Origin of the sequence: Onishia taeanensis (assembly GCF_013349955.1) — a bacterium.
GTDB lineage: Bacteria > Pseudomonadota > Gammaproteobacteria > Pseudomonadales > Halomonadaceae > Onishia > Onishia taeanensis_B.
On the sequence record NZ_JABVXC010000001.1, the window covers coordinates 297,317 to 322,744 of the forward strand.

General features: G+C 64.3%; 24 protein-coding genes and 4 tRNA genes. 4 read left to right on the plus strand and 24 right to left on the minus strand.

The features are described from left to right. Positions 1–28 precede the first annotated feature (28 nt). The 6 genes from HUS66_RS01360 to ampD form a co-directional block, all read right to left on the minus strand. Positions 29–754: a class I SAM-dependent methyltransferase gene (locus HUS66_RS01360; RefSeq protein ID WP_425340066.1), complete on the minus strand. Its 726-nt coding sequence runs from the start codon at positions 752–754 to the stop codon at positions 29–31. A gap of 80 nt (positions 755–834) precedes the next feature. After that, positions 835–1,539, minus strand: coding sequence for a tRNA (adenosine(37)-N6)-threonylcarbamoyltransferase complex dimerization subunit type 1 TsaB (gene tsaB, locus HUS66_RS01365; protein ID WP_175069435.1), 705 nt, complete (start codon positions 1,537–1,539; stop codon positions 835–837). Between the two features lie 157 nt (positions 1,540–1,696). Beyond that, entirely contained in the window at positions 1,697–2,353 is a 657-nt protein-coding gene (gene adk, locus HUS66_RS01370) for an adenylate kinase (RefSeq protein WP_175069180.1), read from the minus strand. 269 nt (positions 2,354–2,622) lie between these two features. After that, the gene (gene aceF / locus HUS66_RS01375) at positions 2,623–4,647 is read right to left on the minus strand and encodes a pyruvate dehydrogenase complex dihydrolipoyllysine-residue acetyltransferase (protein ID WP_175069181.1); all 2,025 of its coding nucleotides are present in this window, start codon (positions 4,645–4,647) and stop codon (positions 2,623–2,625) included. 126 nt (positions 4,648–4,773) lie between these two features. Continuing rightward, complete coding sequence (aceE, locus tag HUS66_RS01380) at positions 4,774–7,461, minus strand: pyruvate dehydrogenase (acetyl-transferring), homodimeric type (protein ID WP_175069182.1); 2,688 nt, start codon at positions 7,459–7,461, stop codon at positions 4,774–4,776. Between the two features lie 438 nt (positions 7,462–7,899). Beyond that, the gene (gene ampD / locus HUS66_RS01385) at positions 7,900–8,460 is read right to left on the minus strand and encodes a 1,6-anhydro-N-acetylmuramyl-L-alanine amidase AmpD (protein WP_175069183.1); all 561 of its coding nucleotides are present in this window, start codon (positions 8,458–8,460) and stop codon (positions 7,900–7,902) included. Positions 8,461–8,627: 167 nt separating this feature from the next. Here ampD and nadC point away from each other — a divergent pair, with 167 nt between their 5' ends. Continuing rightward, the gene (gene nadC / locus HUS66_RS01390; protein ID WP_175069184.1) at positions 8,628–9,482 is read left to right on the plus strand and encodes a carboxylating nicotinate-nucleotide diphosphorylase; all 855 of its coding nucleotides are present in this window, start codon (positions 8,628–8,630) and stop codon (positions 9,480–9,482) included. Between the two features lie 130 nt (positions 9,483–9,612). Here the strand turns inward: nadC and HUS66_RS01395 are convergent, their stop codons facing one another. From HUS66_RS01395 to HUS66_RS01410, 4 genes are all read right to left on the minus strand, one after another. Further along, entirely contained in the window at positions 9,613–10,146 is a 534-nt protein-coding gene (locus HUS66_RS01395; protein WP_175069185.1) for a GNAT family N-acetyltransferase, read from the minus strand. After that, the gene (gene mtnC / locus HUS66_RS01400) at positions 10,133–10,879 is read right to left on the minus strand and encodes an acireductone synthase (RefSeq protein WP_175069186.1); all 747 of its coding nucleotides are present in this window, start codon (positions 10,877–10,879) and stop codon (positions 10,133–10,135) included. The genes HUS66_RS01395 and mtnC overlap by 14 nt, the downstream gene beginning before the upstream one ends. After that, positions 10,876–11,472 carry a 1,2-dihydroxy-3-keto-5-methylthiopentene dioxygenase gene (locus HUS66_RS01405; RefSeq protein ID WP_175069187.1) on the minus strand — a complete coding sequence of 199 codons (597 nt, stop codon included), beginning with the start codon at positions 11,470–11,472 and terminating at the stop codon, positions 10,876–10,878. The genes mtnC and HUS66_RS01405 overlap by 4 nt, the downstream gene beginning before the upstream one ends. A 65-nt stretch (positions 11,473–11,537) precedes the next feature. Beyond that, on the minus strand, positions 11,538–12,155 hold the full coding sequence (locus HUS66_RS01410; RefSeq protein ID WP_282847788.1) for a methylthioribulose 1-phosphate dehydratase: 618 nt from the start codon (positions 12,153–12,155) through the stop codon (positions 11,538–11,540). Between the two features lie 121 nt (positions 12,156–12,276). On the opposite strand from HUS66_RS01410, the gene tsaA reads away from it, so the two are divergent. Then, positions 12,277–13,008, plus strand: coding sequence for a tRNA (N6-threonylcarbamoyladenosine(37)-N6)-methyltransferase TrmO (tsaA, locus tag HUS66_RS01415; protein WP_175069188.1), 732 nt, complete (start codon positions 12,277–12,279; stop codon positions 13,006–13,008). A 215-nt stretch (positions 13,009–13,223) separates the two neighbouring features. Here the strand turns inward: tsaA and purC are convergent, their stop codons facing one another. The 4 genes from purC to dapA all read right to left on the minus strand — a co-directional run bounded on the left by purC (position 13,224) and on the right by dapA (position 16,691). Then, positions 13,224–13,937, minus strand: coding sequence for a phosphoribosylaminoimidazolesuccinocarboxamide synthase (purC, locus tag HUS66_RS01420; protein ID WP_175069189.1), 714 nt, complete (start codon positions 13,935–13,937; stop codon positions 13,224–13,226). Positions 13,938–14,047: 110 nt separating this feature from the next. Next, positions 14,048–14,830, minus strand: coding sequence for an MBL fold metallo-hydrolase (locus tag HUS66_RS01425; protein WP_175069190.1), 783 nt, complete (start codon positions 14,828–14,830; stop codon positions 14,048–14,050). Further along, positions 14,830–15,771: an outer membrane protein assembly factor BamC gene (locus HUS66_RS01430; RefSeq protein WP_175069191.1), complete on the minus strand. Its 942-nt coding sequence runs from the start codon at positions 15,769–15,771 to the stop codon at positions 14,830–14,832. Before HUS66_RS01430 ends, HUS66_RS01425 begins: the two co-directional genes overlap by 1 nt. Before the next feature lie 35 nt (positions 15,772–15,806). Then, a complete protein-coding gene (gene dapA / locus HUS66_RS01435) occupies positions 15,807–16,691 on the minus strand; it encodes a 4-hydroxy-tetrahydrodipicolinate synthase (RefSeq protein WP_175069192.1) in 885 nt (294 codons plus the stop codon). Positions 16,692–17,027: 336 nt separating this feature from the next. Here dapA and HUS66_RS01440 point away from each other — a divergent pair, with 336 nt between their 5' ends. Further along, the gene (locus HUS66_RS01440) at positions 17,028–17,501 is read left to right on the plus strand and encodes a peroxiredoxin (protein ID WP_175069193.1); all 474 of its coding nucleotides are present in this window, start codon (positions 17,028–17,030) and stop codon (positions 17,499–17,501) included. A 49-nt stretch (positions 17,502–17,550) separates the two neighbouring features. Here HUS66_RS01440 and HUS66_RS01445 read toward each other — a convergent pair whose 3' ends face one another. After that, a complete protein-coding gene (locus HUS66_RS01445) occupies positions 17,551–18,651 on the minus strand; it encodes an AI-2E family transporter (protein ID WP_175069194.1) in 1,101 nt (366 codons plus the stop codon). After that, a complete protein-coding gene (locus HUS66_RS01450; protein ID WP_092523220.1) occupies positions 18,648–18,899 on the minus strand; it encodes a sulfurtransferase TusA family protein in 252 nt (83 codons plus the stop codon). The genes HUS66_RS01445 and HUS66_RS01450 overlap by 4 nt, the downstream gene beginning before the upstream one ends. A 143-nt stretch (positions 18,900–19,042) precedes the next feature. Between HUS66_RS01450 and HUS66_RS01455 the strand changes: the two genes are divergently transcribed. Next, the gene (locus tag HUS66_RS01455; RefSeq protein WP_175069195.1) at positions 19,043–20,500 is read left to right on the plus strand and encodes a M48 family metalloprotease; all 1,458 of its coding nucleotides are present in this window, start codon (positions 19,043–19,045) and stop codon (positions 20,498–20,500) included. Positions 20,501–20,698: 198 nt separating this feature from the next. Here the strand turns inward: HUS66_RS01455 and nadA are convergent, their stop codons facing one another. The 8 genes from nadA to HUS66_RS01495 all read right to left on the minus strand — a co-directional run bounded on the left by nadA (position 20,699) and on the right by HUS66_RS01495 (position 25,331). After that, a complete protein-coding gene (gene nadA / locus HUS66_RS01460; RefSeq protein WP_175069196.1) occupies positions 20,699–21,727 on the minus strand; it encodes a quinolinate synthase NadA in 1,029 nt (342 codons plus the stop codon). Positions 21,728–22,106: 379 nt separating this feature from the next. Further along, positions 22,107–22,182: transfer RNA gene (locus HUS66_RS01465), tRNA-Lys, on the minus strand. A 38-nt stretch (positions 22,183–22,220) separates the two neighbouring features. Then, positions 22,221–22,296: transfer RNA gene (locus HUS66_RS01470), tRNA-Lys, on the minus strand. A gap of 19 nt (positions 22,297–22,315) precedes the next feature. Beyond that, positions 22,316–22,391 (minus strand) — tRNA-Lys (locus HUS66_RS01475). Between the two features lie 21 nt (positions 22,392–22,412). Beyond that, positions 22,413–22,488 (minus strand) — tRNA-Lys (locus HUS66_RS01480). Between the two features lie 63 nt (positions 22,489–22,551). Then, positions 22,552–23,409: a 23S rRNA pseudouridine(2605) synthase RluB gene (gene rluB / locus HUS66_RS01485; protein ID WP_175069197.1), complete on the minus strand. Its 858-nt coding sequence runs from the start codon at positions 23,407–23,409 to the stop codon at positions 22,552–22,554. Continuing rightward, positions 23,406–24,344: an SMC-Scp complex subunit ScpB gene (scpB, locus tag HUS66_RS01490; RefSeq protein ID WP_175069198.1), complete on the minus strand. Its 939-nt coding sequence runs from the start codon at positions 24,342–24,344 to the stop codon at positions 23,406–23,408. Before scpB ends, rluB begins: the two co-directional genes overlap by 4 nt. 9 nt (positions 24,345–24,353) lie before the next feature. After that, positions 24,354–25,331 carry a segregation and condensation protein A gene (locus tag HUS66_RS01495; RefSeq protein ID WP_175069199.1) on the minus strand — a complete coding sequence of 326 codons (978 nt, stop codon included), beginning with the start codon at positions 25,329–25,331 and terminating at the stop codon, positions 24,354–24,356. Between the last annotated feature and the right edge of the window lie 97 nt (positions 25,332–25,428).

Below are 25,428 nucleotides of genomic sequence, written 5' to 3' on the forward strand. Positions count from 1 at the left end.
GACTTGGATGCCTAGCAAGCGGCTAGGGCTAGATATCGCGCAGCGAGCGGCGCACATATAGATCGTAGCGGCTGGTCTTGCCCTCGAGGACATGATGCGGAGCGGGGCCGTCGATCGGCGGCGCCTTGCGCGGGCGCTTGACCACCACCCGGTGGCTGGCGACGTCCAGGGCGGCTTCGAGCAGCCTTGGCGCATCCTCATCATCGCCGGCCAGCTCACGAAAGAGCCGCATCTCCTTTTTCACCAGCGCCGACTTGTCGCGGTGGGGAAACATCGGATCCAGATGGATCACCTGGGGCGCGTGGCGGGTCGCGGCGATGGCCTCGGCGAGGTCCCGGCTGGCATCGACACGGTCGAGCAACAGCCGGGCGGCGATGGGCGCGGTCTCTGCATCGTGCCGGGCCCGCGTCAGAGCGTCTTCCAGCAGCGCATAGATCGCCGGCACTCGTTCGAGCATCAGCACCTCGGCGCCAAGGCTTGCCAGCACGAAGGCGTCGCGGCCAAGCCCCGCCGTGGCATCGACGATGCTAGGCGGGATCGCAGCCTGGCCCTTGCCTGTTCCCAAACCGCAGGCCTTGGCGATGAGCTGGCCGCGCCCACCGCCAAAGCGGCGGCGATGAGCGGCCTTGCCGGCCACGAAGTCGGCGGCCAGCGGCTTGCCGTACAATCGCTCGTCGCCGGCCAGCACCAGCTGGCCATCGAGCTGCATGAGCGTCAGCCGAGGCCCAGGCGCGGCTGCCAGCGGCAAACCCAGGCGTGCGGCAAGCCCGGCAAGGCCGTCGCCGCAGATGACTACCGAGGGTTCCTGCTCCACTTCTGCCGGCCTTTCCCCGCTCACCGGCTCTTCTGCCAGGCCACCTGATCGCGCAAGTAGACCGGCTGGGCAAGATGCGGGGCCTCGCCGCCGCCCGCCTCCAGGGTCTGAGCCGCCAGCAGTACCATCTCCTCGGCCGCCGGCTGCATGTCGGGCAGATGCTGGCTAACGCCGGCCTGCACCGTCACTGGCAGCGTCTCCCATTGCTCCCATCCCGATCCTACTCCGACCCAGTCGGCCTCCTCGTGACCCACGGGCAACGTCAGTCGCTCGGGCGATAGCAGAGCTTCGTCGGCGAGCCGGGTCAGTTGACCGGCATGGCAGCGATAGGCGGCGGTGTAGAGCTCGCCCATGCGGGCGTCGATGACCGGCAGTACATGACGCAGGTGAAGCCGACGGTGGCCGGCCAGCGCCAGCGCTTCCAGGGTAGAGACGCCGATCAATGGGATCTCGAGGCCGAAGGCCAACCCCTGAGCGACGCCTGCGGCGATGCGCAGGCCGGTGAAGGAGCCGGGGCCGCGCCCATAGGCCAGGGCATCCACATCGGCGAGGGTCAGACCGGCCTCGTCGAGCAGCTCGTCGATCATCGGCATCAGCCGGCGCGTGTGTTCGCGGGGCGCCTGCACGAAGCGAGTCAGCAATTGGTCGTCATGTCCGTCGCGGCGGCGAAGCAGCGCCGCAGAACAGGCGCTCGAGGAGGCATCCAGGGCCAGCAGGGTCGGCATAGCGGTATCGGGGTCAGGAGATGTGGGCGGCATTATACGCCGCGGCGTGAGGGCGAGGAAAGATAAGGGGTAGTGCTCGGGCCGCGCTTAGCTAACGGCCACCCAAACGGCCGAGGGCCCGCCATGGCGAGCCCTCGGGGGAAGCAGCGAAAGACGATCAGCCTTCAAGCGCATCGATCACCTGACGGGTGATGTCGTCGACGCTGCCCACGCCCTCGACTCGGTGGTAGGCCGGGGCGACGTCGGCGTCCTCCTTGGCCCACTGCTGGTAATAATCCACCAGCGGCGCGGTCTGGTCGTGATAGACCGACAGACGGTTGCGCACTGTGGACTCCTGGTCATCCTCACGCTGGATCAGCGCTTCGCCGGTGACGTCATCCTTGCCGATTTCCTTGGGCGGATTGTATTCGACGTGATAGACCCGACCAGAGCCCGGGTGCACACGACGACCCGCCAGGCGCTTGACGATTTCCTCGTCGTCGACGGCGATTTCCAGCACGTGATCGATCTTCACGCCGGCGTCTTTCATGGCATCGGCCTGCGGCAGGGTGCGCGGAAAGCCGTCGAACAGGAAGCCGTTGGCGCAGTCGGGCTGGCTGATACGCTCCTTGACCAGGGCGATGATGATGTCGTCGGACACCAGGCCACCGGTGGTCATGATTTCCTTGACCTTGATGCCCAGCTCGCTGCCTTCCTTGACGGCGGCGCGCAGCATGTCGCCGGTAGAGATCTGCGGAATGCCGAAGCGCTCGCAGATGAACTGGGCCTGGGTGCCCTTGCCGGCCCCGGGGGCGCCCAACAGGATCAAACGCATCAGAATGACTCCTTGAATGACTTCGCGTTATAGAGTGAAGGTTAAATTGTGATGACCGCAGACAATACCGGGGCCAAGCTCGTGAAACAAGCAACGCCGGATCAGGGCCGTCCTAATGCTGACCAAGTTCATCCTCACCGCCAGGCCTCAACTTTCCCAATAGCACTTTGGTCGGGGTTGCCCAAGACGCTGCCTGTCACAGCATAAAAAAACGGCGCCCGTAGGCGCCGTTTCGGTAGCCGGCAAACGCCGGCAGCATCAAGACCGGATCACAGCAGCATCCGGCGGATGTCAGTCAGCGCCTGAGCCAGGAAGGCCGTGAAGCGCGCCGCATCGGCACCGTTGACCGCACGGTGATCGTAGGACAGCGACAGCGGCATCATCAGACGCGGCTGGAAGGCGTTGCCGTCCCATACCGGCTTCGTCTGCGACTTGGAAACGCCGAGGATGGCGACTTCCGGCGCGTTGACGATCGGCGTGAAGGCGGTGCCACCAATCGACCCCAGGCTCGAGATGGTGAAGCAACCACCGGTCATCTCGTCGCGCTTGAGCTTCTTGGTCTGGGCCTTCTTGGCCAGTTCCACGGACTCCTTCGCCAGCTCGATCAGCGACTTCTGGTCGGCGTTGCGAATCACCGGCACCATCAGGCCGTCCGGTGTATCCACGGCCACGCCGATGTGCACATACTTCTTGTGCACCAGGGTCTCGCCGTCGCTTTTCAGGCTGACGTTGAACTGCGGGAACTTCTTCAGCGCAAAGGCGCAGGCCTTGATCATGAAGGGCAGCGGGGTCAGCTTGGCACCCTGCGCCTCGGCCTCAGCCTTCATCGACTTGCGGAAGGCCTCGAGCTCGGTGATGTCAGCCTCGTCGAACTGGGTCACGTGCGGCACGTTGAGCCAGCTGCGATGCAGGTTGGTGGCGCCCATCTTCATCAGGCGACCCATCGGCTTCTCTTCCACCTCGCCGAACTGGCTGAAGTCCTGATCCGGGATCGGCGGAATGCCTGCGCCGCCGGCTGCCGCCGGTGCCGCAGCGGGAGCCGCCTTGCCCTGGGATTGGCTCATCACCTGCTTGACGAAGCCGTGCACGTCTTCCTTCAGCACCCGGCCCTTGGGACCGGTGGCCTTGACCTGGGTCAGGTCAACGCCCAGCTCGCGGGCCAGCATGCGCACTGCGGGTCCAGCGTGCACACTCTTGCCGTCGCTTACCGGCTCTGCCGCTTGGGGAGCACTCTGCGACTTGGAGGGCGCCGCGTCCTGCTTGGCTGCTGCGGGCTCTTTTGCCGGAGCCGACGCCTCCTGCTTGGGCGCTGACGACTTCTTGGCAGCAGGCTTGGCACCAACCACCTCGATATAGCCGATCAGATCGCCTTCGGAGACGGTGTCACCTTCCTTCACGGCAAGCTCGACCAGCTTGCCCTTGAAGGGGCTCGGCACGTCCATCGACGCCTTGTCGGACTCCAGGGTGATCAAGGCGTCTTCTTCGTTGATCTCGTCACCTTCAGCGACAGAGACCTCGATGATCGGCACGTCCTCGCTGCCACCGATATCGGGAACGCGAATCTCCTTGCGCTGAGACTCGCCTTCCTCGGCGGCTTCCGGCTCTTCGTCCGCGCTCGACTGCTCGGCGCTCTCTTCAGAGGCAGAGGCCGGCTCGCTGGACGCGTCTTCTTCGGCGTCGCCATCGTCACCAGCGATTTCCATGGTGCCGATCACGTCGCCTTCGGAGACGGTGTCGCCTTCCTTGACCGCCAATGAGACCAGCTTGCCACTGTAAGGGCTCGGCACGTCCATCGAGGCCTTATCGGACTCCAGCGTGATCAGCGCATCTTCCTCGCTGACCTCGTCGCCCTCGGCCACGGCCAGCTCGATGATCGGCACGTTTTCGCTGCCGCCGATGTCCGGCACCTTGATCTCGACGGTACGCTTGCCGCCGCCGGAAGATTTCTTCGCCGCCTGGCCGCCGCTTTGCTTCTGCTCGGCTTTCTCGGCCGGCTCGTCCTCAGCCTTGGAGGACGCTTCGGCGGATGCCTCGCCCTGGTCGGCGTCGCCACCGCCCTCGGCTTCGAGCTCGAGGATGTCGTCGCCTTCGGAGACGGTATCGCCTTCCTTGACCAGCACCTTGACGACCTTACCGCCCTTGGGCGCCGGGACATCCATGCTGGCCTTATCGGACTCGAGAGTGATCATGGTGTCCTCAGCGGCGATTACATCGCCTACCGACACCGCGATCTCGATGATTTCGACATCGGTGCTGCCACCGATATCGGGGACTTTGATGATTTCGCTACTCAAGGTCGCGCTCCTTTCCTAATCATGCTCGCCGCAGGCGTAAAATGGCTCAGGCGGGCGAGCCAACGAGCGGAAATGCTGCCTGGCCGTCGTTGCTCGCCCTTCATCTGATCAACCCTTACCTGCGTCTCAGGAATCCACCGGATTCGGCTTTGTCGGATCGATGCCATACTTCTTCATGGCATCCGCAACGACCTTGCGGTCGATCTCACCACGCTCGGACAGCGCGCGCAGTGCGGCCACGGTGACGTAATAACGGTCCACCTCGAAGAAGCGACGCAGTTGCTCGCGGGTATCCGAGCGCCCGTAACCGTCGGTCCCCAGGACATGGAAGTCGCTGGGCACCCAGGCACGGACCTGATCGGCGTAAAGCTTCATGTAGTCGGTCGACGCGATCACCGGCCCTTCGCAACCTTCCAGCTGCTGAGTGATCCAGGGCTTTTCGCGCTTGTCGTCCGGCTCGAGGAACTGGTGGCGATCATAGTCGAGCGCTTCGCGACGCAGTTCGTTGAAGCTGGTCACGCTCCAGACGTCAGCGACGACACCATGCTCGTCGGCCAGCATCTCGGCGGCGGCCTCGACCTCGCGCAGGATGGTGCCGCTGCCCATCAGTTGAACGCGCGGCGCCTTCTTGCTGCTGGCCTTGCCTTCCTGCAGCAGATACATGCCACGCACGATGCCCTCTTCGCTGCCCTTCGGCATCTCGGGATGTGCATAGTTCTCGTTCATCACCGTGATGTAGTAGAAGCAGTTCTCACGGTCCTGGTACATCCGCTTCATGCCGTCCTGCAAGATGACCGCGACTTCGTGGCCATAGCAGGGGTCGTAGGAGCGGCAGGTCGGCACGGTCGACATCAGGATATGGCTGTGGCCGTCCTGGTGCTGCAGACCCTCACCGTTGATGGTGGTGCGACCGGCGGTGCCGCCGATCATGAAGCCGCGAGCCTGCTGGTCGCCGGCTGCCCAGACCAGGTCGCCGACACGCTGATAGCCGAACATAGAGTAGTAGACGTAGAACGGAATCAGCGTCATGTCATGGTTGGCGTAGGCGGTTGCCGCCGCGATCCAGGCGGCCATGGAACCGGCCTCGGTGATACCTTCCTCGAGGATCTGACCTTTCTTGTCCTCGCGGTAGTACATGATCTGGCCGGCATCGACCGGATCGTACTTCTGACCGCCCGAGGCATAGATGCCCAACTGGCGGAACATGCCTTCCATGCCGAAGGTGCGTGCCTCATCGGGGATGATCGGCACCACGCGAGAGCCCAGCTGCTTGTGCTTGACCAGGCCATTGAGCACTCGCACGAACGACATGGTGGTCGACACTTCACGGCCGCCAGAGCCCTTGGTCTGGGAGGCGAACATCTTGTCGTCGAGGCCGGGAATCTCGAGGGCTTCGTACTCGGTGCGGCGCTTGGGCAGGAAACCACCCAGCTTCTCGCGCTGCAGGAACAGGTACTTCATCTCCGGGCTGTCTTCATCCGGACGATAATACGGAACCTCGCCGTTCTCGAGCTGCTTGTCGGTGATCGGCACCCCGAAACGATCGCGGAATTTCTTCAGCGCCTCGTGTTCCATGGACTTGATCTGGTGGGCTTCCATGTCGGCTTCACCGCTGCCGCCGCCCATGCCATAGCCCTTGACGGTGTGCGCCAGCACCACGGTCGGACGACCGTCGGCGTTGTTGACCGCCTCGTGGTAGGCCGCGTAGACCTTCTGCGGGTCGTGACCACCCCGGTTGAGACGGAAGATATCGTCGTCGGAGTAGTCCTCGACCAGCTTGGCCGTCTCCGGGTACTTGCCGAAGAAGTGCTCGCGGGTATAGGCGCCGCCGTTGGCCTTGTAGTTCTGGTATTCGCCGTCGACCGCCTCGTCCATGCGCTTTTGCAGCATGTCGTGCTTGTCGCGTTCGAACAGCGGGTCCCACTGACCGCCCCAGACCACCTTGATGACGTTCCAACCGGCACCGCGGAAGACGCCTTCGAGTTCGTCCATGATCCGCGAGTTACCGCGTACCGGGCCGTCGAGGCGCTGCAGGTTGCAGTTGATCACGAAGATCAGGTTGTCGAGATTCTCTCGGCTCGCCAGGTGCAGGGCACCCAGGGATTCCGGCTCGTCACACTCGCCGTCGCCGAGGAATGCCCAGACCTTGCGGTCGCGCATGTCGGTCAGTTCACGGGAGTCCAGGTACTTCATGACGTGGGCCTGGTAGATCGCCTGGATCGGCCCCAGTCCCATGGAAACGGTCGGGAACTGCCAGTAATCCGGCATCAGATAGGGGTGAGGATAAGACGGCAGACCGCCACCCTCGGCTTCCTGACGGAAGCTGTCCATCTGCTCTTCGGTAAGCCGGCCTTCCATGAAGGAACGCGCATAGATACCCGGGGTCACGTGGCCCTGGATATAGATCAGATCGCCCTTGTGTTCGCCATCGTCGGCGCGGAAGAAGTGGTTGAAGCCCACTTCATACAGCGTCGCGCAGGACTGAAAACTGGCGATGTGCCCGCCAAGTCCCTTGTGCTTCTTGTTGGCGCGCAGCACCTGCGCCATGGCATTCCAGCGAATCGCCGAGCGCAGCTTGCGCTCGATGAACATGTCACCGGGGATCTTCGCCTCGCGATGCACCGGAATGGTGTTGCGATGTGGCGTATTGACAGAGAACGGCGGAATGCGGCCATCGCGACGCAGGCGATCAGCCAGACGACTCAATAAGTACTGAGCACGCTCCTCGCCTTCCCGATCAACGACCGATGCCAGGGATTCCATCCATTCCTTGGTTTCGGTCGGATCGAAATCTTCTCTTGCCTCCAGACTCATAGACGTCTCTCCGAATGAAGATATTGTGTCGGTCTGCCCTCACCCGGGAGGAGGGAGGGGCGTGTGGCGCTCTTCAGTGCGGGCGTGATCTTCTATGGATCACGTCTCCAGAATAGTGGGCATGTAGTGTCGTTACAGAATGATACGCGCAATGCCCGGAATCAGGCCACGAAGATACCGCAAAGACCAGCCCCTGCCAATTCCGGCAAAAATGGAAAGCTTTTCCAACTAAAATATTGCATTGCAGCACAAGGACCTAGCGTACCACTCCCATAAAGCCTAGCCGAAAGCCAGCACGCTGTAACCGAGCTACAAACGGGCCGTCCAACGCTCTCACCTCAGCGGCACGCCTAGCTGCATTTCCCTCCGCTGAAACGTCCGCTTATCGGCGACTCAGCGGAGGGGAATGCAGCTATCCGTGTCTCATACACCGTCAGCTCACGAACCGACCGCCAGGCACTGGCGAAAATAGGCCCAATCGAAGGCCGGGCCAGGGTCGGTCTTGCGCAGCGGCGCAATGCGGGCATGGCTGGTGATGCGCTCGGGAGTCAGGGCGGGATAGTGTGCCAGCAGGTCCTTGACCACGCGCGCCAGCGTCGCGTACTGGGCGGCGCGGTAAGGGCTTTGCTCATCGCCTTCAAGCTCGATGCCAATCGCGAAGTCGTTGAGCTCGCCACGCCAGGAAACGCCATCGAACCAGCAGGAGCGACCGGCGTGCCAGGCTCGTCGCTCGAAGGGCACGAACTGCACGGCTTCGCCATCGCGACGAATCAGCAGATGGGCGGAAACGCGAAGCGCGGCAATCTGGGCAAAGTAGGGATGGGCTTCAGGGTCAAGGCGGTTGGTAAACAGCCGCTCGATGGCATCGCCCGCGAAGACGCCCGGCGGCAGGCTGATCGAGTGCAGCACCAGCGCCGACACCTCGCCTTCGGGACGCGCATTGTGGTTGGGTGACGGCTTGTAGCGAGCCGGTGGCCAGAGGCCCTGTTCGATGCTCATGCGTCATGCCTCATTCGACTTCTCTCCGCTCATGGCCTGGCCACGGCTTGCGCCATGTGACGCACCAGGCGTGGATTCCCTATAATGAAGCATTGTCGCATCGATTCACCCTTCAGGCACCGCTGCCCCGCGCCGGTGCTGCCCACGCCAGGGAGCCCAGGCACGCCATGCATTATCACGAAGCCCTCGCCGAAGAGATCCGTACCAGCGCCGCCCGGCTGTTGGCAGAAGACGTCGGCCCTGGCGACATCACCGCCCAGCTGATTCCCGAGCGCCAGTGGGCCACCGCCCGGGTCATCACCCGCGAAGACGCCGTGCTGTGCGGCGTGGCCTTTGTCGACGAGCTGTTCCGACGCCTGGATTCCCGCGTCACGCTTAACTGGCAGCATGCCGACGGCGACCGGCTGGCGGCCGGCGACACCCTGCTCGAACTCGAGGGCCCGGCCCGCAGCCTGCTGACCGGCGAGCGCGCCGCCCTGAATCTCCTGCAGACGCTCTCCGGCACCGCCACCCGCACTCGCGCCTACGTCGACCTGATCGAGGACACCGGCGTGCGCCTGCTGGATACCCGCAAGACCCTGCCCGGCCTGCGCCTGGCCCAGAAGTACGCGGTGACCTGCGGCGGCGGTTACAACCACCGGGTCGGCCTCTATGACGCCTTCCTGATCAAGGAGAACCATATCGCCGCCTGTGGTGGCATTGCGGCGGCGGTCAAGGAAGCTCGAGATATTGCCAAGGACCTGCCGGTCGAGGTCGAAGTCGAAACCTTCGAGGAGCTCGACCAGGCGCTGGCGGCTTCGGCCGACGTGGTGATGCTCGACAACTTCTCGTTGGATGATCTGCGCGAGGCGGTACGCCGTGGCAGCGGCCGCGCCACCCTGGAAGCCTCGGGCAACGTCAGTGACGCCACCCTGCGAGCGATCGCCGAGACCGGCGTCGACTGCATCTCCAGCGGCGCCCTGACCAAGGACGTGCAGTCCATCGACCTGTCGATGCGCATCCTGAAAACCGAGACCCGTTAAAGCGCCCACCAAGGGCAGCACGAGCCCCGCCCGAAAGCGCTCATGGCGCCGCCGGGCGGGCATTTATGCCATGTATTCCGTGTATCCCAGGCTTTATCTGAAAGGCCGACGAGGAAGACGTAGTGCTTGTCTAGGTCTCGACCAGATCAAGCCGTTTGACCAGACGCACCCGTGGCAGTCGCTCACCGCCACGCTCTACCCACTCTTCCCCTTCTTGGCACCAGCCGCGCTGGATCAAATGCGGCGCCAGCATCAGGCTTGCCTCGATACGCACCCGCGCCAGTCCCTGTTCCAGAAACATGCGCTCCGCATGGACCAGCAGGGTACTGCCGATACCGCGGCGAGCAAGCGACGGCCAGACATAGAGCGTTTCGATGCGCCCCTCGCCGTCACCGCCCTGCCCGATCTCCAGAAAGCCCACGCAGCGCCCGTCGCAGGCCGCCACCAGGGTCGGGTGAAGCAGTTGGCGGGCCACCCAGGCACTGCCTTCCCGAGGCAGCACCGCAGCCCAGGCACGGCGCTGCTCGACGCTGTAGTGCTCGGCCGCGCCCTGCATCACCGCATGGTGGAAGACCTCGGCCTGATCGGCGCCGTCATCGGGCAGGGCGTCGCGATAGACGATGCGCGCCTTGCCGGCGCGGGGGCTGCTATCAGCGGCGGACATCGCTTCCTCCTGATTGGCAACGGGCGTCGGCGAGACCTGGCGCGTCGTCGCTCGCTTCATCAAGGCTGACTTCATCGAAGTGCGCTGCCAATGGATGTTCGCCGGTGGTCATGCCCGGCTCACGCACCAGCTGGCAGGTCGCGAGGCCGGCCGCGCGAGCGGCGTCGAGTTCGGCGACGGCGTCCGACAGAAAGAGCGTCTCCTGCGGCGCATGGCCGATCGCCTCGACGATGCGCCTATAGCTCTCGGCCTCACGCTTGGGGCCGGTCGTAGTGTCGAAGTAGCCGGCGAACAGCGGCGTAAGATCTCCCACATCGCTATGGCCAAACAGCAGCCGCTGGGCCTGTATCGACCCCGAAGAATAGACGTAGAGGGCGTAGCCCTGCTCCTGCCAGCGCTTCAGGGCCTCGGCGGCGTCGGGATAGACGTGGCCGGTGAAGTCCCCGGCCTGATACCCGGCCTCCCAGACCATGCCCTGCAAGGCCTTGAGGGGCGTGGCCTTGCGGTCCTCTTGGATCCAGCCCTCGAGAATAGCGATCAGCCGTTCGAGGTCCGCTTCGGGTTCAGCGGCCTCCTCGCGGGTCGCCTCGAGCTGCCTGGCGACCTTGGCCTGCTGGTGGTGACGGCGCAGGAAAGCGCCAAGATGCCGGCGGGCATAGGGAAAGAGCACCTCATGCACGAAGGCGATCGAGCCGGTGGTGCCCTCGATATCGGTAACGATGGCGCGAATCATGCTGCGCCTCCCGGTCCCGGCTGAGCGGCGTCTCCCCCGCCGGTCGGCAAGGCCTCGAAGCGCGGGAAGCGTGCGGCGATGCCCTCGCCGGTGAAGTTCGCCACCCAGCCCTCGGGATTGGTGAACAAGCGGATGGCGGTAAAGTGAGGCGCGGGTCCCATATCGAACCAGTGCGGCGTACCCGCCGGCACCGACATCAAGTCGCCCTGGGCACAGCCCACCGCATAGACCCGAGCGCCCAAGTGCAGGTAGAAGACGCCTTCGCCGCGCACGAAGAAGCGCACCTCGTCTTCGCTGTGGCGATGCTCATCGAGGAACTTGGCGCGTAGCGCATCCTTGTCCGGGTGCTCCGGCGTCAAACCGATCACGTCGGCGGTGGCAAAGCCATTGTCGGTCTTGAGGCGCTCGATCTCCTCGGCGTAGGCCGTCAGCACCACCTCGGGGTCAGCGTCGGGGGCCAGGTCGGCCTTGGTGGCCCAGCGCTCGAACCGAATGCCGTGAGCCGCAAGCTCGGTGGCGATGCGCTCACCGTCGTAGCTGGTCAGCAGCGGCTGGTCCGGGTCATGGTCGTGGTAGACGTTGAGAAAGCTCATGGCAATACTCCATCGGGCAAGGCGAGCGGGCAGGCCGCGACCCGCCGTATCGTGGGCCGCCCCGCTCAGCGGGTACGACGCATCATCAGTTCACAATCGAAGAGGAAATCCAGCGCCTCGACCTGACGCAGGCAGCCGCTCATGTCCCGCGCCCAGGTATAGAGGCCGTGGCCGCGGATCAGGTAGGCACGAGTATCGAGACCTTGCAGTCGCTCGCGCACCACCTCGGCCAGCGCGGCGATGTCCTGGTCATTATCGACGATGGGTACCGCCAGGGTCGTATCGTGGCGTGTCACCCCCTCGATCGCCTTCTGCAGTTCGAAGCCCTCGAGCCACAGGGTATCGCCCTCGATCAGGCGCGACAGCACGGTGGCGGCTCGGGAATGGGTATGCAGCACGGCGCCGGCCTCGGGCCTGTCCTGGTAGAGCTGGCCATGCAGACGCGCTTCGTCCGATGGCTTCTGGGGGCTGCCAAGCGGCGTGACGGCGAAGTCGGTGACCATGACGTCGGCCGGTGTCAGCCGTCCCTTGTGGCGACCCGACGCCGTCACCGCCATGTGAGCCGCATCCAGGCGCATCGAAAAATTGCCGCCGGTGGCCGGTACCTGACCAGCGCGGTACAGCTCGTCACCGGCGGCCACGATGGCCTGCTGGGCGCGGGCCAGTTGCTCGAGATCGATCACCGCTGTGTCTCCCGTGAATGATGCCGCCAGCCTACCTAAGGCTCGCGTCGGCGCCAATCCTCATCTCGGCTCAAAACAGGGCGCCGTGCGCCAGCTGCACAGGCACGGCATAATGGCGTCCATGAATCCTCCTTCTGCATCCAACGCCGACGCCTTCGCCCTTACGCCCATCGGGCGCATCGAGAGCGATTACCCGGACAAGTTCGGCATTCCTCGTCAGCCAGGACTGGCGCCGGCCGCCCGCGCTCGCCTGGTGCTGCTGCCGCCCTACGACGACCCGCTCAGCGTGCGCGGCCTCGAGGCCTTCAGTCACCTGTGGCTGACCTTCGTCTTTCACCATAGCCCCGAGCGCTGGTCACCGCTGGTGCGTCCGCCGCGCCTGGGAGGCAACGCCAAGGTCGGGGTCTTTGCCAGCCGCAGCACCCACCGCCCCAACCGTCTGGGGCTGTCGCTGGTCGAACTCAAGGGCATCGACACCGACAACGGCGTGGCACTCGAGCTTTCCGGCCATGACCTGCTCGACGGCACTCCGATACTCGACATCAAGCCTTATCTGCCTTGGGCAGAGGCGCGCCCCGACGCCAGGGCCGGTTTCGCCCCCGACGCGCCGCCCCAGCGCCCGGTGGACTTTTCCGCGGAGGCTGAGGCGACCCTTGCCCAACGAGAAGACGCCGCCTCGCTGCGCGCCCTGATCGGCCAGGTACTGGCCCAGGACCCCCGCCCCGCCTATCGCAAGGGCGCCGAGTCACGTCTCTACGGGGTAAGGCTGCGCGATGTCGATGTGCGCTTTCGCGCCCTGGCCAATGCGGCAGGCGAGACGCACCTGGATGTCGTCGAGATCGTGGCGGTGTAAACATCGGCTACCGGGAGGGGCGCCAGGGGCAGGTCGTAGAGGGGTTCGATTCCAGGGATGGAATCGTTAGCGCCCAGGGAAGGGTTCAAAGCGCCCCTCGTAGACCTGCCGATGGACAGCCCCTCGGCCCCAAGCCACGAAGACATCCCGGCATGACGAGAGAAACGACGAAGGGCCCCGTAAGGCCCTTCGTTCGGCATGGCGTGTTAGCCATCTCAGTCGAAGCTGATACCGATGCGACGGCCCACTTCCTCATAGGCCTCGATCACACCGCCAAGGCCCTGACGGAAGCGGTCCTTGTCGAGCTTCTCGCGGGTCTTGGCATCCCACAGGCGGCAACCGTCCGGTGAGAACTCGTCGCCGAGCACGATCTGGCCCTTGAAGACGCCAAACTCGAGCTTGTAGTCGACCAGCAGCATGCCGCCTTCTTCGAACAGCGCCTTGAGCACATCGTTGACCTTGTAGGTCAGCGCCTTCATTTCCTTGAGCTGCTCGGGCGTCGCCCAGCCGAAGGTCTCCGCCAGCGACTCGTTGATCATCGGGTCGTGCTGGGCATCGTTCTTCAGGAACAGTTCGAAGGTCGAAGGCGTCAGCGCCTGGCCCTCCTCGACACCAAGGCGCCGGCACAGGCTGCCGGCGGCGATGTTACGCACCACGCACTCCACCGGCAGCATATCGAGCTTCTTGACCACGCATTCGGTATCCGAAAGCAGGCCGTCGAAGTGCGTCGGAATCCCCGCTTCTTGAAGCTTGCCCATGATGAAGGCATTGAACTTGTTGTTGACCATGCCCTTGCGCGCCAGGGATTCCATCCGCTCGCCGTCGAAGGCACTGGTATCGTCGCGGAATTCGAGGATCAGGCGATCCGGGTCGTCAGTGTGATAGACCGACTTGGCCTTGCCGGCATAGAGCTCTTGACGCTTTTCCATGAGGGGTCTCCGAATGGGGAGGTAACGGACAGAGGTGGTAACAGGGTCGTGTAAGCAGGTGTTGTAAACGGGTGACGTAACCAACGCGACAAGCGGTTACCCGGCAATGCCTAGCGGATAGTCTGCCAGTCCAGGCCCTGATCCTGGGCGGCGACCACCAGCCGTGACTCATCGCCGTCGAGCAGCGGCACCAGGGCTTCCAGCGCGAGCTCGGGGCGGTTGTTATGTTCCGACAAATGCGAGCAGACGATCCGCTGCAGCCGGTCGAGCCCCACCCCTGCCAGCAGCGTCGCTGCCTGGGGGTTGGACAGGTGCCCCCAATCGCCACCCACGCGGCGCTTGAGACGCGGCGGATAAGGCCCATCGGCCAGCATCTGCCGGTCATGGTTGCACTCGAGGATCAGGGCATCGCAGCCGGCAAAGGCTTGGATCACATGGGCGCTGGGATGGCCAAGATCGGTCACGACACCCAACCGCCGACCATGGGCGCTCAAGTGGAATTGTACCGGTTCCCGGGCGTCATGGGGCACGGTCACCGGCATGATCTCAATCCCACCAATGGCCAACGTCGCCTGGGGGGTGATCCACTCATGGCGCGGCACTTCCTTGAGGCGACCGGACAGCCAGGTCCCCGGCGTCAGATAGACCGGCGTACCATGGCGCCGCGCCAGGGCGCCGACGCCGCCGATATGATCGCCGTGTTCATGGGTCACCAGCACCGCAGCAAGCTGCTTCGGGTGCAACCCCAGCCGGGCGAGTCGCCGCTCGGTTTCGCGCAGCCCGAAGCCGCAATCGATCAGCAGGTGAGTCTCGCCATCGCTGACCAGGGTCGCATTGCCCTTGCTTCCGCTGCCCAGCGACGCGAAGTGCAGGGCACGTGACGCCGGCGGCATCAACGCAACAGCGAGGACAGCCGGCCCAGCAGGTCACGCACGCCGTCATCGTCCAGCGCCGGCTCGCCGACACTCGTCACTGTCAGGCGCGCCTGCTGCTCTCCCGCCGGCACTACACTGAGCCGCACGCGACGAGGCGTCTGGTCGCCGAGCAACCGGTCGATCATTCCCACATGGCGCTCGGCCAACGGCAGATACGCGACCTGGAAGTCGCCGCCCGCGGCGTCCTGGTCAAGCAGTTGCTGCTCCGGCTGGTCGAAGTCACGCTCGAGCAAGTGGCTGAGCTCCGCCCAGGCCTGCTCGGCGTCGGCATCGATCAGCAAGGCTCGATTGCTCTCACCGCCGACCAAACGCGCCACCGCGGAACCAGCGGCCTCTCGGCGAGACAGGTTCGACGCCATGGCGGTCTGGCCACGGGCATCGAGATAGCCGGCCAGGGCATTCAGGCAACCGTCGAGGGCGCGGGTGTTTTGCTCGCAGCGCACCTCACTGGTCGCGCCCAGGCCATCATTTACGGCAATCATGCCGTCGGACGTCGTCAGGCGACGTGCCGTGTCATTGCGGTCAGTCACGGTCAGCCGTTGGCGCTCGCCGAACTCGACGACACGCGGCCAGACCGCTTCCGGCGGGTCGTTGACCGTAAGCCAGCGGGCATCCCCCATGCTGCGGCGTTCGACGTAGTCGCGCTCCGCAACCGACGGCTGAGGCCTGGGGGCGGTAAATTCGTCCCCCGTCTTCCGGAAAGGCCGGTTGGCTTTGGGCACCGGCATCGCTTCGCGGGTCTCATAGAGCTGGCTGCCGGCCGGCAGGACCAACGGCTCGGCGCTCTTGGCCTGCGTGTAGGCGTCACTCCGGTCATCGTAGTAGCCGCCGCTGGAACAGCCGGCCATTGCCAGGGCAACGGCCGCTACCAGCGGCATCCAGTTCGTGGCAGCTTTCATGCATCCACCTTGATTATCGGACAAGCGAGGGGCGTTCAGTCGTCGCTGACGCCTGCCAGTTGCAGCGCCTCGCTGACCGTTGAGTGATATTTCTCGGACAGCCAGGTCAGCGGCAGACGAATGCCCTGCTCGGCGTAGCCCATGTGATTCAGCGCCCACTTGACCGGAATCGGGTTGGCCTCGATACCCAGTTGCGTATGCAGCGGCATCAGCCGGGTGTTGATCTGGTGTGCCTTGTCGGCATCGCCGGCCACGGCAGCCGCACACAGCTCGTGCATGGCGCGGGGCACCACATTGGCGGTCACCGAAATGTCGCCGTGACCGCCCATCAACATGAAGTCACAGGCGGTGGCGTCATCGCCTGAGTAGAGCATGAAACCGGAGCCCTTGAGGCGCTCGATCAGATCCTCGGCGCGCTCCAAGTTACCGGTAGCATCCTTGAGGCCGATGATGTTGTCGACCTCGGCCAAGCGCAACACGGTCTCGTTATAGATATCCGAGCAAGTACGGCCAGGCACATTGTAAAGAATCACCGGCAGGTCGCTGGCGTCGGCAATGGCCTTGAAGTGCTGGAACAAGCCTTCCTGGGTCGGCTTATTGTAGTAGGGCGCCACCGTCAGGCAGTAATCGGCGCCGACTTCCTTGGCGTAACGGGTCAGCTCCACCGCCTCGGTGGTGTTGTTCGATCCGGTACCGGCGATGACCGGAATGCGACCATCGACCTCTTCCACCACGGTGCGAATGACGTCGAAGTGCTCGGCGAAGGACATGGTGGTCGGCTCGCCGGTCGTACCAGCGGCAACGATGCCATCGGTGCCATGCTCGAGATGAAAGCTCACCAGGCGGCGCAGCGCCTCCCAGTCGATCTCTCCGTTCGCCTTCATCGGCGTCGCCAGGGCGACGATACTGCCTGTGATCATCTTCTTTCCTCTACAAACGCCTGTGCATCAGCCGCCGCAGAAGGTGGCGCTGATGGTTCAACCGGGATATGAAGCCGTATATGAAGCCAGGGCCTAGATGGTACTCAGGCCGCCAGAGCCTGTACAGAACCCAAGGCAAGGACTTTTGTCCAGGCCTCGCCGTCTTCGACACGGCCTTTACAGCGCCGCGGCGCTGACGTGTAATCCTTGCACAACCTAGATGCTCGGCACTCGAATGCCGGCAGGTCATTCATCTCCATGATGAACCCAGAACTGTGAGCTCAAAAACTGTGAATTCACAAACGATGAATTCAGCGACTACCTAAGGAGCCTTCCATGAGCGTTAGCCTCGGCAACCCCGTCCCCGACTTCACTGCCACGGCGACCAGCGACACCACCGTGACCCTGTCAGAACTCAAGGGCAAACAGGTGGTGATCTACTTCTACCCCAAGGCCAGCACTCCGGGCTGCACCACCGAAGGCGGTGACTTTCGCGACCACAAGGACGCCTTCGATGACGCCAACACCGTGATTCTCGGCGTTTCTCGCGACGGCATCCGCGCCCAGGAAAATTTCAAGGCCAAGCAGGACTTCAACTTCGAGCTGATCTCCGACAAGGACGAAGCGGTCTGCAAGCTATTCGACGTCATCAAGCTCAAGAAGCTTTACGGCAAGGAGCACCTGGGGATAGAACGCAGCACCTTTCTGATCGATAGCGAAGGCAAGCTCGCCCGCGAATGGCGCGGCGTCAAGGTCAAGGGCCATGTCGAGGAGGTACTCGACGCGGCCCAGGCCCTTAACGCCGGGTGACGACCAGGCCCGCCCACGCCGACCGATAGGGCCGGCGTGGGTGGGTGTTTCAGGAATTAGGCAGCTCGCCCCTCACCGGCTGTTCGGCGAGCTCCTGAATCCCTCGTGGCCAGGCATAGACCAGCGCCTTGAGCAGCGTCGCCAGCGGAATCGCGAAGAAGATGCCCCAGAAGCCCCAGATGCCGCCGAAGAACAGCACCGCCAATATGATCGACACCGGGTGCAGGTTGACCGCCTCTGAGAACAGAATCGGCACCAGCACGTTGCCATCCAGCGCCTGCAGCACGCCGTAGGCCAGGATCACGTACAGGAACTGCTCACCGATGCCGAAGTGGAAGCCCGCCACCGCTGCCACCGGCAGCGTGGCCACCGCGGCCCCAATAAAGGGGATCAGCACCGACAGTCCCACCAGCATGCCCAGCAGCGCCGAGTACGGCAGGCCGAAATAGGCGAAAGTCAGGAAGCCGGCGCTGCCGACGATCACGATCTCGATGAACTTGCCGCGTACGTAATTGGCGATCTGGGCATCCATCTCGTGCCAGATACGGGTCATCAGGTCGCGCTTGCGCGGCATCAGCCATAGCGTGAAACCGACCAGCCGTTCCCGATCCTTGAGCATGAAGAACACCAGGATCGGTACCAGCACCAGATAGATGATCAGATCCATGAGGTTGCCAAGCGAGGCCAGCGACAGAGTCAGGGCTCGTTGCCCGACCTGGGTCAGCTCGCGACCGGCGGCGTCTATCCAGGCCTGAATCTGATCCGGGGTGACCAGATTGGGATAACGCAGCTGAACTTCATCGAGGAAGCGCTGGCCGCTGGCGAACATGCGCGGAATCTCCTGCACCAGACTGACCATCTGATTCCAGATCAGCGGCATGACGATCAGCGCCATGGCCAGCAGGATGCCGATAAAGCCCAAGAACACCAGCAGCACCGCCATCAAATTCGGCACATGGCGTCGGGTAAGCCAGTTCACCGCCCCCTGGAGCAGGAAGGCGATCACCAGCGCGGTGAGGAAAGGCGCGAGCATGCCCCCCAGCAGCACCACCGCCGCGGTACCGACAATCAGCAGCAGCAGCAGGATGACCGCTTCTTCGTCCGAGAAGTAGCGCTCCAGCCAGCCCGAAAACAGCGCCTTCAGCGTCATGCCGAACGCTCCTTATCGCCCTTGCGCAGCCAATAATGATACACCTCGCCGCGCGTCTCCCGCGCCGGCATCTCGTGGCCGCTCTGGGCAATGTAGGACTCGAAGTCCCGCCAGGAGCCGGCATCGGTGGCCATCACCTCGAGTACCTGCCCTACCGCCAGCCGCGACAGTGCCTGCTTGGCCTTGAGCAGCGGCAACGGGCAGGGCAGGTCCCGGGCATCGAGTACATCGTCTGGTTGCAAGGTCATGCCGTCTCCCGAAACAATGGGGATGAAGAATGGGGATGAAGATCGAACCGCCAGGCGGCCCTCAGTACACGGCACTTTAGCGGATCGGCAACGGTCGGAGAAGAAGGCGCGCCTCGCCCGGGCGCTCATGTACGAGGAACATCATGCCATTACCCCGAAAGGCTTGGCGACACGCCACCATTGCACTGGCCCTGGCCGGCACCCTGACCACGGCGCCGGCTCAGGCCGTTGAGTTCGACCTGCCGCAGTTGGGCTCGGCCACCAGCGGCGTCAACCCGAGCGAGGAATACCGCCTGGGGCGCACCTGGCTACGGCAATTTCGTGCCCGAGCACCGCTATGGCAGGACCCGATCAGCCAGGACTACGTCGATACCCTGATCGCCCGTCTGCTGCCCGACAGCGGCATTCGGCGCAACCACCTGCTGGTGACCCTGGTCGATAGCCGGGTGCTCAATGCCTTCGCGGTGCCAGGAGGGGTGGTCGGGGTCAACGCTGGCCTCTTTGCCTTCGCCAAGGACGAGGCCGCCCTCGCCTCGGTGCTGGCCCATGAATTGGGTCACCTGTCGCTACGCCACTACGCTCGCCAGCAGGCCAGGGCCGAAGAGACCCAGCTGCCGACCATGGCCGCGATGCTTGCCGGCATGCTGATCGCCGCCGGCGGCGGTGGGGATGCGGGGATTGCCGCGGCGATGGGCTCGCAGGCCGCCTTCTTCCAGGATCAGCTGGCCTATTCGCGCCGTTACGAGCAGGAGGCCGACCGCCAGGGCCTGCAGGTGATGCGCGAGGCCGGCTACGACCCTCAGGCCATGGTCGAGATGTTCCGCGCCATGCAGCGCCAAGCAGCCTTGCAGGGTGGCAACCCACCGGAATTCCTGCTCACCCACCCGCTCACCGAGTCGCGCATCAGCGATATTCAGGCCAGAGCCATGGGCCTGGGAACCGGCACGGTCCGCGATCCGGGACCGCAATACGACATGGTACGCGCCCGCGCGCTGCTGAGGATCCACCAGGACGCTCCCGTCCAGGCCACCAGCCTGCTCGCCCAGAGCGACCCGTCGCCCGCCGCCAAGCGCTACCTGGCGGCCTTGGTCCGCGCGCGCCAGGGAGACTTGGCCGGTGCGCTCTCGGCTCTCGATACTCTGGCACGCGAATGGCCAGACCTGCCACTGATTCCGACCAGCGCCGCCGAGCTGGCCCTGGATGCCGGCCAGCACGGCGAGGCCCTGTCCCGGAGTCAACACGTGTTGCGGCTGATGCCAGACTATTTCCCAGCTCGCCTGATCGAAGCGGAAGCCTTGCTGCAGCAGGACCCCAAGGCCGCCTTCCGCACGCTGCGAGACCTTGCCGAGAAGCGCCCCGAAGACCCTCAGGTCTTCAACCTGCTCTCCGAGGCCGCCGGGCGCAGCGACCGCGAGGCCTGGAGCCACCTGGCTCGCGCCGAACACCTGCAACTGACCGGACACATCACTCAGGCAATTCGCCAGCTGGACATCGCCGAGGACGTGGCCAAGCAGGAAAATGACGTCGGCACTATCGGTCGTGTCGAAGAGCGCCGCGAGGCCTTCGAGACATACCGCGAGGACCTCAAGGACTTTCAGTAGCCGGCAACGCTTCGCTATCGGTGGGCCTTCTCGCTGCCATTCAATGCAAAAAAGCGGCCCACCCCTATGCAGGGGCGGGTCGCTTTCCTAATCGCTCGGCTCGGGAATTAGACCGGCTCACTTAGCGACCCGCTCATCGCCCGTTCGACTCAAGCGACAAGCGCGCCGCATCTACCAGATCAGCTCAAGGCCGGTGGACTAGCGCTGGAAGTTGAGCATCCTCTCCAGGGGCTTCAACGCCTTGACGCGGACGCTGTCATCCACCTGAATCTCGCCGCTCAGCTCGCGTAGGGCGCCAGCCAGGTTATCGAGCGCGTTCATGGCCATCCACGGGCAGTGAGCGCAGCTCTTGCAAGTCGCGCCACGCCCGGCTGTCGGCGCCTCGAAGAGGGTTTTCGCCGGCACCGCCTGCTGCATCTTGAAGAAGATGCCGCGATCGGTGGCCACGATCAGCTTGTCCTGGGGCAGTTCCTTGGCCGCCTTGATCAGCTGCGAGGTGGAGCCTGCCACGTCGGCGAGCTCGACCACCGCCGCCGGTGACTCCGGGTGCACCAGCACCGCAGCATCAGGATAGAGGGCCTTCAGATCCTCGATGCCTTTGGCCTTGAACTCCTCATGAACGATGCAGGCACCGTCCCAAAGCAGCATGTCGGCACCGGTTTGCTGCTGGATGTAGCCACCCAGGTGCTTGTCCGGCGCCCACAGAATCTTCTCGCCCCGCGCCTGCAGGTGCTCGATCACGTCGACGGCGATCGAGGAGGTCACCACCCAATCGGCGCGCGCCTTCACCGCCGCCGAGGTGTTGGCATAGACCACTACGGTGCGATCGGGGTGGGCATCGCAGAAGGCTGCGAACTCATCGGCCGGGCAGCCGATGTCCAGCGAACAGGTCGCCTCGAGGGTCGGCATCAGCACACGCTTTTCCGGCGACAGAATCTTGGCGGTCTCGCCCATGAAGCGCACGCCGGCCACCACCAGGGTCGAAGCCTCATGGCGGGCACCGAAGCGGGCCATTTCCAGGGAGTCAGCCACACAGCCCCCGGTTTCCTCGGCAAGCTGCTGAATGGCGTCGTCGGTATAATAATGCGCTACCAGCACGGCATTACGCTCGTGCAGCAGGCGTTTGATTTCATCAATGCGCGCCTCATCCTCGGCGGGAATCCGCGTCGGGCAGTAGGCGCGGGCCAGATGCTCGCGCACCTCGGCTCGGGAAGTCATGATCGTCATCGTGTCTACCACTGTGACTGGCAGGGGCTCCCCCTGCATGGCACCAGATGCATCGGCGGCTGCGCTCTCTGCACGCGCCGAGGCTCCAGAGGGCGTTGACGGTACGGCTCCCGCACCGTCTGCCCAACGGATATTTTAGCTCGAATCGGCGCGCTTGTCGTCGCCAGAACGTTCAATACGGCGTAAGGCTCCTAGCATGCGCCACAGCGGAATGATATTGCCAGCTCGAATAAGCGTCGCCTCGCCAATCGTTCTGGCATGCGCACGCATTGCCATTAGCCACTGCCCCGCTTTATTACGCCTCGCATATCGCTGATTGTGCACGCCCACACAGCAAAACGCCCCGACCTCAGGGAGGCCAGGGCGTTTCGGCATAATCTGGTGGGTCGTGTAGGATTCGAACCTACGACCAATTGGTTAAAAGCCAACTGCTCTACCAACTGAGCTAACGACCCGCAGTCATGTCCCGAACGGGGACATGCAGCGGCGGTGATGGTGGGTCGTGTAGGATTCGAACCTACGACCAATTGGTTAAAAGCCAACTGCTCTACCAACTGAGCTAACGACCCGCCGGGGCCGTCGAGATAATGGTGGGTCGTGTAGGATTCGAACCTACGACCAATTGGTTAAAAGCCAACTGCTCTACCAACTGAGCTAACGACCCGCCGCCGGGCCGTCGAGATAATGGTGGGTCGTGTAGGATTCGAACCTACGACCAATTGGTTAAAAGCCAACTGCTCTACCAACTGAGCTAACGACCCGCTCGACAGGGCGCATAGGTTACTCGTATCACCCTGTCTTCGCAAGTCTTTTTACGCAGTTTTTCAGCGTTTGCGCTGTCCGGTCGGCTTGCGCATGCCTTGCACCGGGCGACGCTTGCGCTTGTCGCGGCTCCAGCGGTTCTTCTCGTCCGGGGTCAGCTCCGGCACCTTGCGCGACTCGAGGCCAGCAAGGGTCGAGAGGTCATCGACTTCGGCCTGGGTCAGCTCGGTCCATTCGCCGGCCTTGGCCCGCTTATCGAGGAAGATATTGCCGTAGCGCACGCGCTTGAGGCGGCTCACGGTCAGCCCCTGGGATTCCCACAGACGGCGCACCTCGCGGTTACGACCCTCCATGATCACCACATGGAACCAGGTGTTGATGCCTTCGCCACCGAACTCCTGCACATCGGTGAAATGCGCGGGGCCGTCGTCGAGCATCACGCCCTCGACCATGGCCTTGATGTGGGCCTGGGTCACGTCGCCCATGACCCGCACCGCATATTCGCGCTCGACCTCGGTGGAGGGGTGCATCAGCCGGTTGGCCAGCTCGCCATCGGTGGTGAACAGCAGAAGACCACTGGTGTTGATATCCAGACGGCCGACGGCCACCCAGCGCTCGCCCTTGAGCCGCGGCAGGCGCTCGAAGACGGTGCGACGCCCTTCCGGGTCCTTGCGGGTGCACAGCTCGCCCTCGGGCTTGTTGTACATGATGACCCGCCGGGTACTCTCGGCGGCGGTCTTCAAGCTGACCGGCCGGTCGTCGAGGCTGACCCGGTCGCGGGGCTCGACGCGATCGCCGAGACTCGCCACCTGGCCGTTGACCTTGACGCGCCCGGCGCTGATGGCGGTTTCCATCTCGCGGCGCGAGCCGAAGCCGGCACGGGCCAGCACTTTCTGCAGTTTTTCGCTTGTGGTGTTCATGACTCTGAGGGTGTCTCGTCAGATGAGTGATCCGTTCCCGCGCGGCCGTCATCATCGACGGTCGGCGCTTGGCGGGCGCGGTCGGCCAGGCGTGCTTCGAGATCGGCGAAGCTGAGCCCGGCCTGCGTGGACGCCTTCCCGGCGTGTGGGTCCGCGTCGGCCGTCCCGGCCGTCGCGCGTTCATCGGCGGGCGCCTCAGCGCCCGTTTGCGGAGCCAGGGCCCCGCCCTGCTGTGCTGGCGATGCTGCCTCTTCTGCGGCAGTGTCGCCAGCATTTGTTTGGTCATTCCCTGCTGGTGGAGCCTCGCGGCTCGCGTCGTCTTGTGACGATGGCTCATTGCCTGCGGCTTTCTCGCCCGCCGCCGCTGAGGCGTCAGCAGACTGCTCGAGTTCGTTGAAGCGCGCCTCGAAGTCCTTCAGCTCGTGCATCGGTGGCAGCCCATCCAGGGTCTTGAGGCCGAAGTCGTCGAGGAAGGCACGAGTAGTGGCGTACACCGCGGGTCGCCCGGGCACATCCCGCTGCCCCACCACGCGAATCCAGCCGCGCTCGCTCAGGGTGCGCATGATCGAACTCGATACCGCCACACCGCGCACCTCTTCGATATCGCCACGGGTCACCGGCTGACGATAGGCAATCAGCGCCAGGGTTTCCAGCAACGCCCGGGAATAGCGCTGCGGCCGCTCGTCCCACAGCCGCGACACCCAGGGCGACAGGCGCTGGCGAATGCGCAGCTGAAAGCCCGAGGCAGTCTCGATCAGCTCCAGGGCGCCGGACTCCAGACGCTCGCCGAGCCGGGTCAGCGCCTCTTTCATGTCGCGCCGCGCCGGCCGTTCATGGTCGTCGAACAGACTCTCGAGACGCTCCGTCGACAGCGGCTCGCCGGCGGCCAGCAGGGCCGCTTCGAGAATCTGGTCGAGATGGTGGCGCTCGTTCATGTCGCGGGCTTACTCCTGCTCGGCATCGATGAGCGGCGGTGAGCGCCGCTCGGGGTCTTGCGTGTCATCGGCGGTCTCGAAGGGGCCTTCACCTCCTCCTTCTTCGCCCCTTTCCGCCTCGCCAGTCTGGCCAGGCCGATAGACCTGTTCCGGCTCGGCCAGCCGCGCGCGAACGTGAATCGGCGACAGCGGCGCGTTCTGCACGATCTCGATCAGCGCTTCCTTGGCAAGTTCGAGCAGCGCCATGAAGGTCACCACCACGCCGGCCTTGCCCTCCTCCAGCGTAAATAGCGCCTCGAAGGGGGTATAGCGCTGATGATCAAGCGCCGCCATGATCTTGAGCATGCGCTCGCGGGTCGACAGCACCTCGCGGCTGATGTGGTGCTCCTGGGTCAGCTCGGCACGCTTCATGATGCCTGCCAGGGCGCCGAGCAATTCCTCGAGCTCCACGTCAGGATGCACCACCCGCGTCTCGAGATCGGGCAAGGCGGCGGTGGCCGGAAACCAGTCGCGGCCGACCCGGGGCAGTTCGCCAAGGGACTCCGCGGCCTCCTTGAGGCGCTCGTACTCCTGCAGGCGACGGATCAGCTCGGCCCGGGGGTCGCCTTCGTCATCCTCGTCGTCGCCCTTGGGCGGGCGCGGCAACAAGGTGCGCGACTTGATCTCGGCGAGCATCGCCGCCATCAGCAGGTACTCGCCGGCAAGCTCGATCTGCATCGCCTTCATCAGCTCGACGTATTCGATGTACTGCCGAGTGATCGCGGCCACGTCGATGGCCAGGATGTCCAGATTCTGGCGGCGAATCAGATACAGCAGCAAATCCAGCGGGCCCTCGAAGGTTTCGAGAAAGACCCTGAGCGCCTCGGGAGGAATGTACAGATCCTCGGGTAGCTCGGTGATCGGCTGGTCGAACAGCCGCGCGAGGATATCGGCCTGCTCGGCGGCAGCCGGCTCATCGTCACGCACCGTATCGGATTGCTCGCTCACACCCTGGGGGGTCTCCTGCCATCGTGGCGCCGGCCCGCATGACCGGCAAAGTCGCGCAGTCTACCAAGAGTCGTGCCCCGGACGTAAGCCGACCGCG

Excerpts from the sequence above, each read along its gene's own strand:
- tsaB (WP_175069435.1), bottom strand. The coding sequence starts at position 1,539 with ATGCCGACCCTGCTGGCCCTGGATGCCTCCTCGAGCGCCTGTTCTGCG.
- adk (WP_175069180.1), bottom strand. The coding sequence starts at position 2,353 with ATGCGTTTGATCCTGTTGGGCGCCCCCGGGGCCGGCAAGGGCACCCAG.
- aceE (WP_175069182.1), bottom strand. The coding sequence starts at position 7,461 with ATGAGTCTGGAGGCAAGAGAAGATTTCGATCCGACCGAAACCAAGGAA.
- ampD (WP_175069183.1), bottom strand. The coding sequence starts at position 8,460 with ATGAGCATCGAACAGGGCCTCTGGCCACCGGCTCGCTACAAGCCGTCA.
- nadC (WP_175069184.1), top strand. The coding sequence starts at position 8,628 with ATGCATTATCACGAAGCCCTCGCCGAAGAGATCCGTACCAGCGCCGCC.
- HUS66_RS01395 (WP_175069185.1), bottom strand. The coding sequence starts at position 10,146 with ATGTCCGCCGCTGATAGCAGCCCCCGCGCCGGCAAGGCGCGCATCGTC.
- mtnC (WP_175069186.1), bottom strand. The coding sequence starts at position 10,879 with ATGATTCGCGCCATCGTTACCGATATCGAGGGCACCACCGGCTCGATC.
- HUS66_RS01405 (WP_175069187.1), bottom strand. The coding sequence starts at position 11,472 with ATGAGCTTTCTCAACGTCTACCACGACCATGACCCGGACCAGCCGCTG.
- tsaA (WP_175069188.1), top strand. The coding sequence starts at position 12,277 with ATGAATCCTCCTTCTGCATCCAACGCCGACGCCTTCGCCCTTACGCCC.
- purC (WP_175069189.1), bottom strand. The coding sequence starts at position 13,937 with ATGGAAAAGCGTCAAGAGCTCTATGCCGGCAAGGCCAAGTCGGTCTAT.
- HUS66_RS01425 (WP_175069190.1), bottom strand. The coding sequence starts at position 14,830 with ATGCCGCCGGCGTCACGTGCCCTGCACTTCGCGTCGCTGGGCAGCGGA.
- HUS66_RS01430 (WP_175069191.1), bottom strand. The coding sequence starts at position 15,771 with ATGAAAGCTGCCACGAACTGGATGCCGCTGGTAGCGGCCGTTGCCCTG.
- dapA (WP_175069192.1), bottom strand. The coding sequence starts at position 16,691 with ATGATCACAGGCAGTATCGTCGCCCTGGCGACGCCGATGAAGGCGAAC.
- HUS66_RS01440 (WP_175069193.1), top strand. The coding sequence starts at position 17,028 with ATGAGCGTTAGCCTCGGCAACCCCGTCCCCGACTTCACTGCCACGGCG.
- HUS66_RS01445 (WP_175069194.1), bottom strand. The coding sequence starts at position 18,651 with ATGACGCTGAAGGCGCTGTTTTCGGGCTGGCTGGAGCGCTACTTCTCG.
- HUS66_RS01450 (WP_092523220.1), bottom strand. The coding sequence starts at position 18,899 with ATGACCTTGCAACCAGACGATGTACTCGATGCCCGGGACCTGCCCTGC.
- HUS66_RS01455 (WP_175069195.1), top strand. The coding sequence starts at position 19,043 with ATGCCATTACCCCGAAAGGCTTGGCGACACGCCACCATTGCACTGGCC.
- nadA (WP_175069196.1), bottom strand. The coding sequence starts at position 21,727 with ATGACGATCATGACTTCCCGAGCCGAGGTGCGCGAGCATCTGGCCCGC.
- rluB (WP_175069197.1), bottom strand. The coding sequence starts at position 23,409 with ATGAACACCACAAGCGAAAAACTGCAGAAAGTGCTGGCCCGTGCCGGC.
- scpB (WP_175069198.1), bottom strand. The coding sequence starts at position 24,344 with ATGAACGAGCGCCACCATCTCGACCAGATTCTCGAAGCGGCCCTGCTG.